The organism is Pedobacter sp. MC2016-05, from assembly GCF_026239735.1.
GTDB lineage: Bacteria > Bacteroidota > Bacteroidia > Sphingobacteriales > Sphingobacteriaceae > Pedobacter.
In genome coordinates, this window is the sequence record NZ_JAPIVT010000003.1 from 423,292 (window position 1) to 440,422 (window position 17,131).

Here is a 17,131-nt window from a genome sequence, read left to right on the forward strand (position 1 = left end):
AAATACAGTCTTCATTTTTCAGCCTTTGCCGTTCTGGTGAAGGCTTTTTTATTGGCTTATAATATTTATTCACCAAAAAACAGATGATTTTAATTGATAAAAAAGCCAGCATTCAAACGATAATTTTTTACACTGATAAGTTTAGTGATGACTTGGTGTATCTATTAAAAATCAACTCAGATTCTACTAATGAATCACATCAATTTGAACTTCTTGAAAATAATAGTACTGATAAATATAGGTATTTAAAATACACTATTCCAACGACTGATTTTAACGAGGTTTCCAATGGCTTTTATAACTATTCAATGATTAATCCTGATACCAATATGGTTATCAGGCAGGGTAAATTATTGATTAGAGATGAAGCAAATGACGATGTGATTATTCAACCAGAATCTGATGGAAATGAGAATTGGATAGAATACAATGGATAGAAATAATACAGATTTAGGTCTTGCAATAATGAACTTTGCTAAGGAGGTAACACCGATTTTCAAAGAGATAATTAACAAAGATTCAGAGAAATTTACAAAGTGGGGGGATGATAATCTATACCCTAACTTTTTATTGAAAATCTATAATCAGAGTGCTATTCATAAAGGCATTTGCAACAGAAAAGTACAGTGGATATTTGACGATGGTTTAGTTGATAAAAATGGGAATGATATTTCAACCATCAAAGTAAATGCTATTGATACATTAGGCGATTTTGTAACCAAAGCGGTAACTGATTATGTTATCTTCAATACGTTTGCCAGTGAAGTAGTTTATTCATTTGCTGGTACACCTGTAAATTATTACCACACTCCACTTCATAAAATTAGACCTAATAATATTAAATCAAAGTTCTTTGTTGCTGAATGGTTTTCAAATGCAAAGAATCTTGTGTCATTTGATAGGTTTGTACCCTTCCAAAATGAAGATGGTTTAAGTAAACTATTTTGGTCAGCACCTTATACTCCATCAGTAAATGAAATTTTTGCAGAAGTATCTTATTCTGGTGCAATTACAAGTATTGTTACTGATATTCTAATTGATGAATTTTTCCAAAATAATATCACCAATGGCTTTTCTGCTGGTCACATCATTTCAACCTTTAAAGGTATGGCAAGTGATGAGCAGTTACGGTTAGCCACCAAAAAATTAGAACGTGCCATATCTGGTGTTGATGGCGTTAAATTCATCCTTGATACCAATAACCAAAGTGATAAGGGCATGGAAGTTAAAACCATTGAATCACCTGATTATTCTGGAAAATTAGTTGAAGTCCTCAAGAAAATTGAAAGAAATATTGTAGCTGCACATGATGGTTCATCTAGTCTTTTATTTGGAATTGAAAAAGAAGGTTCTTTAGGTAACAGTTCCGAGCTTGAAAACGCTTATCAAATCATTAAAGATAACTATGTAAAAAAGGCTAGAATACATATTGTATCAGCTTTGAACAGGCTTTTCAGTGATAACGATTCAATTCCACAAATCGGTGGATTCAAGGATAAAGAAAAGTTATTCAGTGAACCAATGGCAGACGCTACCAAGGAGAAAATCTACACCATCAATGAACTACGTGCTTCTGTTGGATTACCAAAATTAGCCGATGGTGATAAACTTCTAGGTTCATCTGCACCAGTACAATCAAACTTTAATTCTGATAAGGGTGAACTATTCCAACTCACTGAAGATGATTTTGAAAAGGTAGCTGACAAAGGTGAAAACAAAGAGGATTTTATCATCCTTCAAGAATATTCTGCACAAAATTTCACTTCACAAAAGCAGCTTGAATTAGCATTTGATGCTGATGAAGATATCACAAATTACATCATTGAAAAGGATATTGCAGATAAACCAGAAGCTGAAATTAAAGCAGAAATCAAAAAAGAATTAGGACTTGATATCACCAAAGAAGACGTGTCTAAATTGATTAATAGGTTAAAGGAAGGTAACATTATCAATGATAAAAATAAGACCATCAAGCAGCCTAAAAACGAGCCAGAAAGAAAGGTTGAAGTTATGTATAGCTATGAAAAAAGACCAGAACTGGATGGTGCTAAAATCATCAAAACATCAAGGGCATTTTGCAAAAAAATGTGTGAAACTCCAAAGCTATATAGTATGACCGATATCATGACCCTATCCTCAATTTTTGGCTATAGCATCATGGATTATGCCGGTGGATTTTATAGAAATCCTGATACTGGAAAGACTACACCGTTCTGTAGGCATTATTTCAAACGAGTGCAAGTAATCCGTAAACCAAAATCAAACTAAACATGAAAAACATAGCATTTGTAAGTATTGAAAAAATAAAAGAAAAATCAATCATCAGTGGTAATACCGATGAAAAGATAATTAGGTCAGCATTGATTGAAGTTCAAGATTTGGAGCTGCAGCCATTGATTGGTAAAACTTTCTTTAATGTACTGGCAGACCAGATTGAGAAGAAAGAAGTTACTGAAGAAAATAAGGTAATTCTTGATGAAGTTATACAACCTTATCTTGTTTATGGTGCTTTGATTTATTCAGTTGTGCCATTACATTTTAAATTGAATAATAAGGGTTTAAATACTTCAACAGATTCAAATTTATCTTCAGCTTCAAAAGCTGAACTTGATGCATTCAGAGGATATTATAAAGAAAAATTTGATGGTTACAAAAGGCGTCTGATTGAATACTTTGAAAATGATGAAAGTAAAGAAACTTCAACATCCCCAAAAGAAGATACTACCTCAAGCTTTCTAGGTTTTCATCTCCCAGATATCCATGATTACAGCAAAGAATGGAATGAAAGTAAAGCCTACAAAACAGGCTATTTAAGGCGTAACTAATGGTAAGCTTAAAAACATATCTTAATTTTCTTAAAGATTTCTTCAATTCCCATGAGCAAATCAACACCTTATTAGTTGGTGATAAAAAGGATATTACTGGTCACAGCGACATAGTTTATCCATTAGCTAATATTGAATACTTGGATAAGGCTATCAAAGGCAATGATGATGTGTACAGATTTGAAATTATCATTGCTTCACTCTCTACTAATGATATTGAGTTAGATGTAATAAATGACTGCAATTTAATTGCTGATGACCTCGTAACCTACTTTTCTGACATTGATAAATTTGAAGATTTAGAATTTTTCAACTCGGTAACCATGAAACCATTTACTGATTCATTTGGTGATAGGGTATCAGGTGTAACATTTGTAGTCAGCATGACAGGCTTTAGAAAAGCGTGTATTACCTCAATCCCATTAAAGGGGATAATAATAGCACCAGAAGAAGATGTTGAATCTTATGTATTGGATGCAGTATTAAATTTCACATTCTAAAATGAAAATAAATTATTCAAATAAACAAAAGGCAAACAACCCTAAAAATCCTAATGCAAATGAGGTATTCTCTGCACAAGATGCAAATGAAATAAAAAATGTAGTCAACCAAAACGCTGATAAACTAGATGCTGTTGATAGTAAAGTAATCGCTTTAGAGAGTCAGTTAAATAACATTGATTCCACTGTTACAGCTATAGATTTGCAAATTGATGTACTTGATTCAAAAGTTACTGCCTTAGATACTCAAATTGATGGTGTTGATGATAGTATATCACAAGTTGAAGATAAAATAGATACAGGATTAGCTACACTAAACGCAGCTTTACTTACCAAAGCATCTAAAATTAATGGTGTAGTTCCTTTATCAGAATTACCACCAGTATTTTTTAGTGGTGAAATCACTGGAACAGGTACTGAATCAGACCCTTTTGTTTTTAGTGGTGGTTTAAGTGCTGAACAATTATCTGCTTACTTTCAATCATTACCCAATTGGGCTGCTGATAAAGTTTTACAAGGGAATTTAGAATGGATAGACCCACCACAAGGTGGAGATATGCAAAAGCTTGAAACAGCTATTATCGTATTTGGTGTTGCAGGTGGTGATTCAGTACCTGTTAGCTGGAATACAGTTCCATTTGGAATAACTTATTCATTACAGAGAGATAGAACCATTTCATTTGCAAACCCTGTTACTATTTATTCTGGTGCAGGAACTTCATTTATTGATACGGGTTTATCACCAGTTACCCAATATTTTTACAGATTAAGAGTTACTGCATCTGGATTTGCTAGTTCAAATTTTGATGTTGATAACATCACTACAGATGTTGCAGGTAATGTTACACCAGCACCGCCAACAGTTAATGCCAATGATACCAATAATACACTTTCTGCAACCCACGCTTTAACTGCATCTGAAATTTTAGTAAGTTTTAATGGTGGTGCTTATGTAGCATACACCGGAGTTATCAACGTTGGTAATATCAATTTACCAGCAGGTTATTACAAATTCAAAATAAAAGCTGCTGCTGGTAGAAATGAAAGTGCAGCAGTTGATTCACCTGCATTTACAGAAGCACAATTACCTAAACCTAATGCACCTACAGCAGGTGTAGTAAACGATACCGCAAACACATTCAACTTTACTTATACAGCAGGTTACACAACACCAGCAGCGTATGAGCGCAGAATCAGAAGTACTGATACAGATACTTGGGGTGCTTGGACTACGTTGACAGCAAAACCTATTGTTATTGGTGATATAAGCGTTCCAGTTGGATTTTTAGAAGTAAGGGTAAAAGCGGTAAACAATGTTAGTCAAGCATCTGAACCATTAACAAATACTGTTGCTTTTGTTGAAAGTGAACCAGATTTATCAGTTCCTGTAGTTAACTATCAAACATTAGATAACGTTATTAAATACAATGATGAGGATAACTCTTTATTCAATGTGGAAGGAAATTATGGACAATTCAACACTGGATTGGTTGTAAATCCCGGTGATACTGGATATATTCAATTCAACGGTGAATCCAACGTAAAATCTTCAATGATTCAGGTTACTGGTGCTGGTTTTGATTATAATGGTTTGCCAACAAATGGTATGAGCTTGAAATGGGATTATTATAATCAGGATGGTGCATTTACCAACAAAGCATTCTCAACTGGAAAAGATAATACTGGTGCTGCTTTCTATGTTGGAGGTGTAAATATTAATGCACCAGCAGGTACTGTAATCAAGTGCAGAATTAGATTTGATGGTGAATTTATGATAGCAGAATACTTCTATAATGCTTGGGTTGAAGTAACCAAAAAACCACATACAGTACCAGTTAGTGTTGGTGGTGTATTTGCAGGTGACAGTGGTGCAGAAAGACCAAGATTAAGATTCATCAAACAATACAATCTACTATAATGATAATTAAAGGCAGAAGATTTATTTTAAAGGATAGTGTTATCATTCCAGAACCGGAAGAAAACAAAATAGTATTACGTATTGGCTTAAATGCAACGACTACACCAAGTCTTGCATTTGCCGATATGAAGTACAATAAACAAGCTGGTATAATGCTGGTAAGTGATGATGGTTATGCATCAGATTTTGATATCTACAAATTTCTGGAAGGTGGATTGGTTGATAAATATGGAAATACACACACTGGTATTAGAGGTACTGATGGATGTGGAAATCCATTGAATTGGCGTATGACGTGGGCTTTAACATCAGCACCTCGAGATGTTGAAAAAGCATCAGACAGAACTTTATGGTCTGAATATGCTGATACAATTGCAGCAGGATATGGTTATAGTAACCACACACACGACCACACCGGATATGATAAGTATTACCAATTAAAGCAAAACGAGAAATACATTTTTGAAAAGACTGGATATAGAACCAGAACAATGGTTATTCCCACTGCTGATGCTGGTTATTCTGATACAGCTCCAAATGTTGGTTATCTGATGGTAGGTAGTCAATTTGGTCTTGATTCACCGGATGATTACGCTGATTTGGTAATTTTCAATGGTAGGATTGATGTTAAAACAATCAACCAAACCAGACTTGATAGATTCTTGATGGGTAGAAATTTCTATGTAACATTCAATAATGATGATACTATGGGTATCAGAAATGCCTTGATTAATCCGACCTTGGATGGTTCATCATCTTCTGGTTCTAAATTTATGGGGATGATTGGGATGCACGGTGCAGCAGATGGTGATTTTACCATTTTTCAACGAGAAATGAATTATATTAAGAATCATCCAAACGGAGGTGATAAATTATGGATGCCATCTATGCAGGAATTTGTAGAATATTATGAAACCAAGCTTGATGTAGTAAAGACTGAAAAAATTGAAGGTAATACTTTAGTTGTTGAACTAGATTTATCAACGTTAGATACTGCTGGTTTGAATAGGGATATGTCATTTTTACTGAATGGTGCAACCATCACTGGTATTGAATATGCTGGTGCAGATAATGTAACTTACAATTCAACTACTGGTTTAATAAATGTATTCAAGAAAAATCAATCGGTTAGAAATCCTTATCTAGATACACCACCACCGCAGATAATTGAAGCGACTAGAAATGGTAACAAAGTAAATCTGCTTTACGATAGACCAATTACGCAAAGCCAATTTAGTAATGCTAAAGGTGCTGCTTATAGTGTTAGTGGTAATACTGTTTTATCTGTTACTGGAAGTGGTATTGATTGGACAATCAATTGTTCAATTCCTGTAGCGGTTGGTAGTGAATTTAGTTACAAGATGGGTAGAGGTAATGCTAAAGGTGTTGATGGAATGCTAGTGTGTAGCTATTTGGGTTTCCCTGTAGGTTAATTTTCTCATGTCATAATATCTATCCATCAAAACGATGGAATTAAACGATAAAGGAAAAGCATTTATACACAATGAAGAAGGCTTGGTTTTAGCTGCCTATTTATGCCCTGCAAACGTCTGGACGATTGGTTTTGGTAACACTTATCATCTTAACAATACACCAGTTAAAAAAGGTGATAAAATCACACTGGAACAAGCGCAAGACTTATTCAACAAGAAAATAAAACTGTATGAAAATGCAGTTAATAAGGGTGTAAAGATTTCTTTATCCCAAAATCAATTCAACGCTTTAACCTCATTTTGCTACAATATTGGCATATATGGTTTTCTCAATTCAACTTTACTGAAAAAAGTAAATTCAATTGCACCTGATGCAGAAATTGAAACTCAATTCAATCTTTGGAAAAGGGGAGGTGGTAAAGTATTACCAGTACTGGTCGCTAGGAGAAAGCGTGAATTTAAATTATACACTACAAAATAATGGCTATTAAACCTGATGGTAAAAATTTGAGAAACTTTAAAAATTTCCCTTGGCAATATGCATTGATTGTCATGCTTAGTGGTATTTCTTTACTTTTTGGGATTATTATTAAAAGCAATGCCGATGATAAAAAATATCAAAAAGAGAGAATAGAGTATCTAAGAAGTTATATCAAGAAATCTGAAAATGACAAGGCGGTTTGGCTTAGAGAACAAACTTCCAAAGATGATGCTGAAATTGAAAGGCAGCAAATTCTGATAGATTCTTTGCAAAAATTACTTCTTACCAGAACAGATAAAAATTTTGAGGAATTGAAGAATATTTTGGATATCAAAAGTAAAAACGCAACCATCACTATCAAGCCTAGGATAAGATAAATATGAAAAAATTAATAATTCTGGCAATTATCATCATGACGTTTGGTGGTTGCAGTACACAAAGAAAAATATCAAAAAATGAATCTTTAGTAAGAGTTCAAAATGATGATGAAATTAATAAGGCTTTTGAATTAGAATCAACTAAAAGTAAAGTTGGTAAAACCGATGTTATTGAATTATCAGCAGTTGAAGAAATCAAAATCAAACAACCTCATCAAATTGAACTAACAGCCAATTTTAGGATTGATAGTGCTGCAACTTTAAGAGGCGATACAGCCCTTAAGCTAGTAGATATAAGTGATAAAAATGTATCGGTGACGATTTACCAGAATGGAAAAAACGGACAGCTTACAGCGCAAATTAGAAGTAAAAACTCAATTGAAAATGTGCCATTTAGTGAAATTTCAATAAAGAAATCATCAACAAATAAAATAGTTAAAGTTGATACATCTAAAGTTGAAAATGTAAAGGTGAAAGAACAAATTCAAATTAAGGACAAATCTAAGACAGAGGTAAATGAATCAAGCGTTCAAAAAGATGTAAAAAAAGCAAATTACCTTGTTTTAATTGGTCTAGGTTTATTAATAGTTATTGTATTCTGGATTTTGAATAAAAAATGGTTTTAAAACTTATAGGAATTTATTATCTTGCATTATGGAGAAGGATAACGATAAACTTTTCAAGATTATTGAAGATAATCGTAAATGGGATGCCAAGCGTACCAGAATTATATTTGTACTGATTTTACTTTTATTTTTGATATCATTTCATCTTATCACTTATATCTTAATGGGTGATAAATATTTTACCGACTTTTTAGGAAAATAATTCTCTCAAACTCATAATGTTAGATGCAGTCGGTAATTCTGGCTGCATCTTTTGTTTATAACTCATTTTGCAATTGCTAATATTATTAGTAAGCTTTGTTTTATGAATAATATTAAAGCAGCAACAGAAACAAAAAACATTAAAATCGGTGCAGACCTGATTTCCATTGAACTAGTTAAGGGAGATGTAAACCTATTCAGGATTAACATTAATAATGCGTTCAAAGGTTATGTGATAAGAAAAGATGGTGAATACTCATTGACAGGTGAAAATAAAATACACAGTTTAATTTACGCAAGAATCATAAACTGTATAAAAACTGGTGAATGTACTTAGTTTCAATTACATTCATTGGTGCATTTCCCGATGGTAATAAGATAGTTTCAATTACCTCACCTAATGGTGGTGGTGGTAGAACTTATCATCTTATGGTTGATAATAGTTATTGGGGTATTATAGGTTATTATACAACGGGGTGGCAGGTACGATTGCAAAATCCAAATCCCGATTATTGTGCTGGCGATTTAGAGCCATTGTTGGATTATATAAGATACCAAGCTATTGATTAACTCAAAAGAAAAAAATTAGGCATAAGACCATTTGTAATTGCAAGCCTTACAATAACCAAACTGAACTTTTATATAGAAGTATTTGAATGTATACCAGCAACAGAAGATAAGGGATGCGACAGCCAATAGAACGTATCCACCAAAAAATTCTTCTATTAAGCACCCTACAAAAAATACAAATGCTATTCCACTAATAACTAGACCTGTTAATCTTCCTTTTTGAGTTTCTGATTTAGTGTGAAAACTTCTGCAGTTAGGACACTGTTTTTCATTCTGCATATGGATACGATATCTAGATTTTGAGTAAAACTAACCAATTATTACAATTTTAAATTCTCCAGTCAGGTTAGACAGTATTATTTCATTATCATCAATAATTCCAACAGTGTAATCCCACATTATTGAATTGTGCTTATAGATAGAAATCGTAAAATTTGGTGTATTGAGGTTATGTTTTATATGAATATTATTACCATCAACGGCTACTGTTTCAACATATTTTTTAACGCTATTATCCATGAAATTAAATTTAGATACAAGATAGATTAAATTCCTTTATTTAAATAAGATATCCTGCAAATTGTTAGGATTTTTATTTACACTAAAAATTTTAATTAGCTCTTGATTATCATTTAGTATACTTATTTTAGCAAAAAGTTGCTGGAATAAAGTGACAAAAACATCCAAAATTAGTGACAAAAACAATAAATAATTAAAAATATTTAAAGACCAATATGGTTTTAGCAGCGTTTTAATGCGTATTGTCAGTTATTATTATTAAAAATTAAATATCATAATTATGTGTTATTTTTGAATACATAGTTACCAACATAAATCGACCAAAAAATCGTTATCACTTCATGATGAACCAACAAAATATCTTTAAAAAAGTAGGCAATATTCTAAATGAATTAAATGAGCAATACCAGTTCTTGGCTCAAAATCCTGAACAATTAAACGATTTAGAAGTGGAGCTGTTTTTAGCGAATGCCGATTTTTTAGCTGATCATGTTCGTATTGTTCAAAAGTTAAACAGCACTTCGCAACAGCGAAATGTAACTACGCATGAGGTGCCGTTTGCGGCTCGACCAGAAACTTTAGAAGATGAAATTTGGGCGGATAAAAGTTATTTAGAGGAAGAGGAAAGTTTCGACACCGCTGAGCTGGAAGAAATTGCCACTGCAGAGGAGGAGGAAGAAAGAGTGGACGTAAAGCAGGAGCAAGAAGTTTTGGATGACGAAAAAATTCATGAAGATGTTGCAGACGAAGTTTTACAAAAAGATTTCTTTAAACCCGATCAGGATGATCATTCTTTTGAGTTTGTTTTAGGTAATCACAGTACTGATGATAAATTCGATTACGAAGAAAAGTCGGTTGAAGATATTTTCGATCGTCCGCTGAGTAAAGATGAAGAGCAGGTACTTGCTCAAAAGAAAATGATCCATGAAAAAGAGGAGCAGCCAAATTTTGTTGAGGAAGAAACCGTAACGAATGAGGAAGATGAAATTGGTCCGGAGCCATTTTTAATTCCTCATGATGATGAACCAGAAGTTAAAGAGGAAGCGGTTGAGGCTAAGAAAGAGATCAAGAAAGAGGTTGAGGCTCAGATTGATGATTTTAAACCTATCGAAGCATTAAGAGATGTAGAAATGGACGATCCTATTATTTCGCCGCCAGTGGTTGAAGAAAAACCCATGTTTATTCCGGAAGCCATTCCGGTTAGACCTCCAGTTCAGCCAATCTCATCAACGCCAGCACCTAGTTTAAATGATTTATTGGCCAAAACACATGCAAACAACGAAGAGCCAATTAAAGCACCAATAGCTGATTTAAAACAAGGCATCAGTTTAAATGAAAAATTACTATTCGTTAAAGATTTATTTAAAGGATATAATCTGGCCTATTCAGAAGCGATTGATATTGTAAATAAGATGAATAGTTTTGAAGCAGCAGATAGCTTTTTGCAGACAAATTATGCTGCTAAAAATGATTGGGCCAGCAAACAGGCAACAGTTGACCAGTTTTACGAATTGTTGAATAGAAGGTTTAAATGAGTTGCCTATTACGGGTTTAGGTGTCAGGGCTTTTTATTGAGTTGTAAGTTATAGGCTATAAGTTTTAAGCCTGATCGCATCAAGGCAAAACCCCTTAACTCGCAGTTAGTTCCAAAGATCGTCATGGCGAAGCTAATCCATCATTACCTGTAGCAATCTCATTCTTGTCAATTGTGATTTGCAATCCCGTTCCAACGATTTTCAGTGTGATTCGGACCCTTCAATAGCTTCGCAATCTCATTCGTATTTTCGTCAGGATTTGCAATAACATATTTTGAGTCGAGATTGCAAATCTCGACTAGCAGCGAACTAGCCCGCTGACCGTACGACTATATCCTTACTCCTTGATCTTTACTCTTTGATCCTTACTCTTGCTCCTAAAAAAATCCCATTCTATTCGAATCCAGCTTCAGAAAGATAAATAGCAAAATGGTGAAGCTCCATAGCGAAGAACCTCCATAACTAATTAGCGGCAGGGGGATTCCAATCACCGGAATAATTCCAATGGTCATCCCTATGTTAATGAAGACGTGGAAAAAGAGAATACAGGCTACACTGTAGCCGTAAACTCTGGAAAAAGTAGATCGCTGTCTTTCGGCTAAGTTAATCAGCCTCAACAGTAAAAAACTATATAAACCAATGACTACAGAACAGCCCAAAAATCCCCATTCTTCACCAATGGTTGAGAAGATAAAATCGGTACTCTGTTCCGGCACATAGCCATATTTAGTTTGTGTTCCTTCTAAAAATCCTCTACCGGTAACCTGTCCAGAGCCTATGGCAATTTGAGATTGAATTACGTTATAACCGGCACCTCTGTTATCTGTTTTTAGGCCAAGCATCAGCTCAATACGACTTCTTTGGTGTGGTGCCAAAACCTTTTCGTAAGCAACTTTAATTAGGAAGAGGTAACCAATAGCAAAAACGGTAACGAAAACTGTAGAGAAAATAATCTTCTGTTTCCTGCGGTTATTGTAAATAAATAAACCTGCAATTACGGTGATAATGGTAATCAAAATCCATGTGGGTACCAGGAAATCGGCTACAAACAATACGATCATTCCCAGAAATATCAAAAGGAAATAACCAGATAAACCTTCGCGATAAAGCGGGAACATAAAGGCTAGAAAGACCAAAGCCGAGCCTGTATCGGGCTGAAGCATAATTAATAGCAACGGTGCACCAACAATTAATGCTGCTATGGCTATTGATTTAAAATCGCGGAATTTAGGATTAAAACTACCCACGTATCGGGCCAAAAGTAGAGCAGTTCCAAATTTGGCGAATTCGGCAGGCTGCAGTTTAAAGGAGCCAATGGCGATCCAGGCCTGATTACCTGCCACTTTATTTCCGATAACTAATACCGCGAGAAGCAATAATAACGTACCTCCGTAAATAAAAGGAGAGAAGACGTTAAAAAGCCTGCCATCAAATAACAAAATGGCTAAGCCTAAAATTAATCCGGAAATCACATAAATAAGCTGCTTTCCGTAAAGTTCGTTAAAACCAAAGGCCATCGTTTTCTCTGGAGGAACAGAAGCGTAAATGTTGACAAACCCAATGGCGCATAAGGCAATATAAATCAAAACGGTAATCCAATCGACATTGAAAAAGAAACGGTTTCCCTGTTGTTGCTGCATCTTACTTTTGGGTTACAGGGTTTTCTGATGGAACGGTTTTGTTTCCTTTTGGCTTGGTAGCCACACTTTGTTTTATAGTTGCGGCCCTTATGCTCAAGCTATCTTTTACTTTTTTAGTTGAATCCGCTTTTTTAATTAATAAGCTATCTGCTTTGGTCACGCTCTTAACTGGCTTCGTTTTATCTTTTAAAACCGGCAAAAGGTTTTGGCTTTTCATCCATTCCACTTGTGCAGCTCTTGAGCCTGTTACTTTGCCTTTTAAATACTTTTCAATCATGTAACTGGCGATGGGAGCGGCATAAGTACTTCCAAAACCTGCATTTTCTACAATAACCGCAATTGCAATTTTCGGATTATCGCGTGGGGCAAAACCGATAAAAACAGAGTGGTTTTTGCCATGCGGATTTTGCACTGTACCTGTTTTACCACAAAGCACCACATCAGGTATTCTGGATAATATTGCGGTTCCCCAAGGACTATTCACACAGTCCTGCATGCCATCGATAACGGGTTCGAAATGTTTTACATCAATGCCAACATAGTTTTTATCTACATATTCCTTTTTAATCTTATCGCCCATGGCTCTTATTAAATGCGGCTTAATGTAATAACCTCGATTAGCAATAATCGCCATTGCATTGGCAATTTGAAGTGGGGTCGCTGTAATTTCTCCCTGGCCAATTGCTTGCGAAATTACCGTAGTATAACCCCAACGGTTTTTGTAAATTTTATCGTAATGATCGGCGTTATAAAAATATCCAGCTTTTTCAAAAGGTAAATCAATGTCTAACTTTTCACCGAAGCCGAATTTAGCAATTTTATCCCGCCAATCCTGATAGGTTTGACGTTGCTTTTTCATTCCATTTTTGGTAATCAATTTTTGAAACACATGGCAAAAATAGGTGTTGCAAGATCTGGCAATGCCTCTGCGCATGCTGATGTTTCCATCTACGTGCTCGCATTTTACCTTGTGATTTCCGGCCATGTAATAACCTGGGCAATTGAATGTTGAGTTTACGTCGATTACACCTTCCTGAAGACCCAATAGGGCATCGATAGGTTTAAATGATGAGCCTGGCGGGTAGCGGCCCTGAATTGGACGAACCATCGAAGGTTTGTAAGGATTACCAATCAAGCTCATGTAATTGTTACCTTGGCTTCGACCCACCAACAAGTTTGGATCATAACCCGGACTACTAATAAATGCCAACACCTCCCCAGTGGCTGGTTCAATAGCGACCACGGCACCAACTTTATTTGTCATCAGTTCTTCACCTAACTTCTGGATTCTCATGTCAATCCCGGAAATTAATCTTTCGCCCGAAACTGCATTAATATCATACTTGCCGTCAGCATAACTGCCCTGGGGCGTATTATGAGCGTCGTAAACGGTATTGACTACACCTTTTTCTCCACGCAATATTTCTTCATATGATCGCTCAATTCCGCTCTTTCCTTTATAATCTCCAGGTCTGTAAAAACCTTCGGATGATGCAATATCAGCACTATCAACTTCTTTTACATAGCCAAAAAGCTGCCCGCCAACACTATCTGGATAATGTCTTACCGTTCTGTCTTGTGTTCTAAATCCTGGAAAACGGTATAGAATTTCCTGCAAACGGGCATAACTTTGAACAGATATTTGTTTGAGAAAAGGGGTCGATTGATAGGTAGATTTTCCTCTGGCTTTGCGTAAGTTTTTACGCACATCATCAATGGGAATTTCCAATGCTTGGGCAAGCGCCAGCGTATCGAATGCCTTAACTTCGTTTGGCGTAACCATTAAATCGTAAACAGGCTCATTTTGAACGATAACATTTCCATTGCGATCTAAAATGGCGCCACGGGCAGGGTACTTATAAATCTTGCGCAAAACATTACTTTCAGCAGAAAGAAAGTATTTATCACTAACAATCTGGATATAAAATAATTTACCCAATAAAATCAGGGCGATTACAATAAATAATCCTTGAACGATATATTTTCGGTTAAATAATTGATCCATTAGCGGGATGTTCTTCTATAGAATATAAACTCTACCAATAAAATAATAAGCAGTGTAAAGATACAACTTAAGCCGCATCTCATTAAGGTATAGCCCATTTCGGTTAACCTAAACGTTTCTAAAAAGAACAGCACCAGGTGATGTGCAACAACACAGAGTAAAGCGTATAGCGAAAACCATTGGAAACCCATATAACTTAACGAAGGTTCCGGGTCGTCAATTGCATCGCGGTTTAAACTAATTGAAATAAAAGATATTCTAACAAAGGCCAAAACGATACAGGCCGTAGCATGAACGCCCATCGTATCGTAAAATGCATCGAGTGTTAAGCCAGTTGCAAAAGCCAAAACGTAAAGTAAAATGTTAGGTATGCCAAAGGGCAATAAGAGTAAAAACAAAACGTAAACGAAGGGGGTAGAAAGATCGTAAAAGCCCATGTTTTTGAGCAGAAATATCTGAACAAAAAGGAGTAAAATCCACCTGATAATATTTACAATGACTATTCTACTATTCATTTGGCTTAATTAAGCTCTCCAAAGCTTTCTGCTCTTCAGCTCTTTTGTCTTTTACCACGTAAACGTATTGTAACGTACTAAAATCGGTAAATAGATTTAACTCACCAGATAAAAAATTATCGTTGGTTGCTACATTTGGTTTAATAATCCTCCCCACTAGAATCCCCTTTGGAAATGAACCAAAGCCCGAGGTTACCACAGAATCGCCCACCAGCATTTTAATGTGATTGGGAACTTCCTTGATCAATGCTTTTTTGATATCGAAATTTGAATCTCCCCAAACCAACGAACCCAAAGCCATATTCTTTTTAAGCATTACGCTAATTCGGGTATCCTTGTGCAATAACGATTGAATGGTTGCCAGGTGTTCAGAAACATCACGAACTAAACCTACTACGCCACGCTGTGGCGCAATTACCGCCATGCCACTTTTTATCCCATCCAAACTGCCCTTGTTAATAGTCATTACGTTATTGCGAAGGGTAATGGAGTTTTTAATCACCTTTGCAGCCAAATAGGTGTATTGCTGATCGGTAAGGGTATCAATTACTTTTACATCTTTAGTAGTATCAACTGTAGTCAGGTTTAATAAATGTGTCTTCAGTTTAGCATTTTCGGCCGCTAAACTGTCGTTTACCATACCCAGATTCATGTATCTTTTAAAAATATTAAGCCTTTCGTATGCAGTACCCACAATTTCATTAGATGAATTTAAGGTTACGCTTCGCTGATAGGCATTATTTTTTACCGTAAGATAAATGCCAATGATGAAAAAGATGATAAACAGGAAAAATGCGTTGTATCTGCTGATGAAAATCCAAAGGTTACGCATTTAGTGATAAGTTATAAGTATTACGTTGTAAGTTACAAGACTTAAAACTTATAACTTACAACGTATAACCTGATTTATTGCATTAAAAATTTATAACCGCCAATGTTTTTAAGGGCGATACCAGTTCCGCGAACTACTGCACGAAGTGGATCTTCTGCCACGTGAACAGGTAGCTTCGTTTTGGCAGCAACACGCTTGTCTAAACCTCTTAATAGAGCACCACCACCGGTTAAATAAATACCAGTTTGATAAATATCGGCAGAAAGTTCTGGAGGGGTAATCTCTAATGCTTTTAATATCGCTTCCTCAATTTTAGAGATCGACTTATCTAAACAATGTGCAATTTCAGTATAAGAAACCGTGATCTGCTTTGGAACACCAGTCATTAAATCACGACCTTGAACAGCAAAATCGGCAGGCGCATCCTGTAACTCTGGTAAAGCTGCACCCACTTCAATTTTAATTTTTTCCGCAGTACGGTCGCCAATCATGATGTTGTGCTGGCGACGGATGTAATTTACGATATCAGAGTCGAAGTTATCTCCCGCAACGCGGATAGATTGATCGCATACGATACCAGATAAGGCGATAACCGCAATTTCTGTCGTACCGCCACCTATATCAATAATCATGTTACCCATTGGTTCTTCCACGTCAATTCCAATCCCTACTGCAGCAGCCATTGGTTCGTGAATTAAATAAACTTCTTTAGCACCGGCAATTTCAGCAGAGTCACGTACAGCACGTTTTTCTACTTCAGTAATACCTGATGGAATACAGATTACCATCCGTAGAGATGGAAACATCCACCCTTTACCGCCATTTAGCATACGGATCATGCCCTTGATCATCGCCTCAGCTGCATTGAAATCGGCAATTACACCATCTTTTAAAGGGCGAACAGTTTTAATATTATCATGAGTTTTACCTTCCATTTGCATCGCCTGACGACCTATAGCGATAACTTTGTTTGTAGTGCGATCAAAGGCAACAATAGAAGGTTCATCTACCACTACTTTGTCGTTATGTATAATTAGGGTATTCGCAGTGCCTAAATCGATGGCCACTTCCTGCGTAAACCAATTGAATAATCCCATGTATGAGTTATATTTTCTTTAATTTGTTAAATCTATACTATTCCTAATGTAAAAATA

At 35.5% G+C, this 17,131-nt stretch carries 19 protein-coding genes; 13 read left to right on the forward strand and 6 right to left on the reverse strand.

Translation table 11 applies throughout. The features are described 5' to 3' along the window. Positions 1–83 precede the first annotated feature (83 nt). The 12 genes from OQZ33_RS07105 to OQZ33_RS07160 all read left to right on the forward strand — a co-directional run bounded on the left by OQZ33_RS07105 (position 84) and on the right by OQZ33_RS07160 (position 8,931). Complete coding sequence (locus tag OQZ33_RS07105) at positions 84–437, forward strand: hypothetical protein (protein WP_265798356.1); 354 nt, start codon at positions 84–86, stop codon at positions 435–437. Beyond that, positions 430–2,268, forward strand: a complete 1,839-nt coding sequence (locus OQZ33_RS07110; RefSeq protein WP_265798357.1) for a hypothetical protein — start codon at positions 430–432, stop codon at positions 2,266–2,268. The genes OQZ33_RS07105 and OQZ33_RS07110 overlap by 8 nt, the downstream gene beginning before the upstream one ends. A gap of 2 nt (positions 2,269–2,270) precedes the next feature. Further along, positions 2,271–2,825 carry a hypothetical protein gene (locus tag OQZ33_RS07115; protein WP_265798358.1) on the forward strand — a complete coding sequence of 185 codons (555 nt, stop codon included), beginning with the start codon at positions 2,271–2,273 and terminating at the stop codon, positions 2,823–2,825. After that, on the forward strand, positions 2,825–3,325 hold the full coding sequence (locus OQZ33_RS07120; protein ID WP_265798359.1) for a hypothetical protein: 501 nt from the start codon (positions 2,825–2,827) through the stop codon (positions 3,323–3,325). The genes OQZ33_RS07115 and OQZ33_RS07120 overlap by 1 nt, the downstream gene beginning before the upstream one ends. Position 3,326: 1 nt before the next feature. Then, positions 3,327–5,243, forward strand: coding sequence for a hypothetical protein (locus OQZ33_RS07125; protein ID WP_265798360.1), 1,917 nt, complete (start codon positions 3,327–3,329; stop codon positions 5,241–5,243). Next, the gene (locus OQZ33_RS07130) at positions 5,243–6,676 is read left to right on the forward strand and encodes a hypothetical protein (protein ID WP_265798362.1); all 1,434 of its coding nucleotides are present in this window, start codon (positions 5,243–5,245) and stop codon (positions 6,674–6,676) included. The genes OQZ33_RS07125 and OQZ33_RS07130 overlap by 1 nt, the downstream gene beginning before the upstream one ends. Positions 6,677–6,710: 34 nt before the next feature. Further along, positions 6,711–7,157 carry a lysozyme gene (locus tag OQZ33_RS07135; RefSeq protein ID WP_265798363.1) on the forward strand — a complete coding sequence of 149 codons (447 nt, stop codon included), beginning with the start codon at positions 6,711–6,713 and terminating at the stop codon, positions 7,155–7,157. Further along, a complete protein-coding gene (locus tag OQZ33_RS07140; RefSeq protein ID WP_265798364.1) occupies positions 7,157–7,534 on the forward strand; it encodes a hypothetical protein in 378 nt (125 codons plus the stop codon). Before OQZ33_RS07135 ends, OQZ33_RS07140 begins: the two co-directional genes overlap by 1 nt. Before the next feature lie 2 nt (positions 7,535–7,536). After that, a complete protein-coding gene (locus OQZ33_RS07145; protein WP_265798365.1) occupies positions 7,537–8,160 on the forward strand; it encodes a hypothetical protein in 624 nt (207 codons plus the stop codon). 28 nt (positions 8,161–8,188) lie between these two features. Continuing rightward, positions 8,189–8,362: a hypothetical protein gene (locus OQZ33_RS07150; RefSeq protein ID WP_265798366.1), complete on the forward strand. Its 174-nt coding sequence runs from the start codon at positions 8,189–8,191 to the stop codon at positions 8,360–8,362. A gap of 102 nt (positions 8,363–8,464) precedes the next feature. Further along, positions 8,465–8,698 (forward strand): hypothetical protein, encoded by a 234-nt coding sequence (locus OQZ33_RS07155; protein WP_265798367.1) that lies wholly within the window; start codon positions 8,465–8,467, stop codon positions 8,696–8,698. After that, complete coding sequence (locus OQZ33_RS07160) at positions 8,689–8,931, forward strand: hypothetical protein (RefSeq protein WP_265798368.1); 243 nt, start codon at positions 8,689–8,691, stop codon at positions 8,929–8,931. The genes OQZ33_RS07155 and OQZ33_RS07160 overlap by 10 nt, the downstream gene beginning before the upstream one ends. A 309-nt stretch (positions 8,932–9,240) precedes the next feature. Here OQZ33_RS07160 and OQZ33_RS07165 read toward each other — a convergent pair whose 3' ends face one another. After that, entirely contained in the window at positions 9,241–9,450 is a 210-nt protein-coding gene (locus OQZ33_RS07165) for a hypothetical protein (protein WP_265798369.1), read from the reverse strand. A gap of 341 nt (positions 9,451–9,791) precedes the next feature. Between OQZ33_RS07165 and OQZ33_RS07170 the strand changes: the two genes are divergently transcribed. Beyond that, entirely contained in the window at positions 9,792–10,985 is a 1,194-nt protein-coding gene (locus tag OQZ33_RS07170; protein WP_265798370.1) for a hypothetical protein, read from the forward strand. A gap of 377 nt (positions 10,986–11,362) precedes the next feature. Here OQZ33_RS07170 and rodA read toward each other — a convergent pair whose 3' ends face one another. The 5 genes from rodA to OQZ33_RS07195 form a co-directional block, all read right to left on the reverse strand. Next, positions 11,363–12,625 (reverse strand): rod shape-determining protein RodA, encoded by a 1,263-nt coding sequence (gene rodA, locus OQZ33_RS07175; protein ID WP_265798371.1) that lies wholly within the window; start codon positions 12,623–12,625, stop codon positions 11,363–11,365. Between the two features lies 1 nt (position 12,626). Further along, positions 12,627–14,630, reverse strand: coding sequence for a penicillin-binding protein 2 (gene mrdA / locus OQZ33_RS07180; protein WP_265798372.1), 2,004 nt, complete (start codon positions 14,628–14,630; stop codon positions 12,627–12,629). Then, a complete protein-coding gene (locus tag OQZ33_RS07185) occupies positions 14,630–15,145 on the reverse strand; it encodes a rod shape-determining protein MreD (protein ID WP_265798373.1) in 516 nt (171 codons plus the stop codon). The genes mrdA and OQZ33_RS07185 overlap by 1 nt, the downstream gene beginning before the upstream one ends. Continuing rightward, positions 15,138–15,977: a rod shape-determining protein MreC gene (gene mreC / locus OQZ33_RS07190; RefSeq protein WP_265798374.1), complete on the reverse strand. Its 840-nt coding sequence runs from the start codon at positions 15,975–15,977 to the stop codon at positions 15,138–15,140. Before mreC ends, OQZ33_RS07185 begins: the two co-directional genes overlap by 8 nt. Before the next feature lie 74 nt (positions 15,978–16,051). Continuing rightward, positions 16,052–17,074 carry a rod shape-determining protein gene (locus tag OQZ33_RS07195; RefSeq protein ID WP_010601761.1) on the reverse strand — a complete coding sequence of 341 codons (1,023 nt, stop codon included), beginning with the start codon at positions 17,072–17,074 and terminating at the stop codon, positions 16,052–16,054. Positions 17,075–17,131 lie beyond the last annotated feature (57 nt).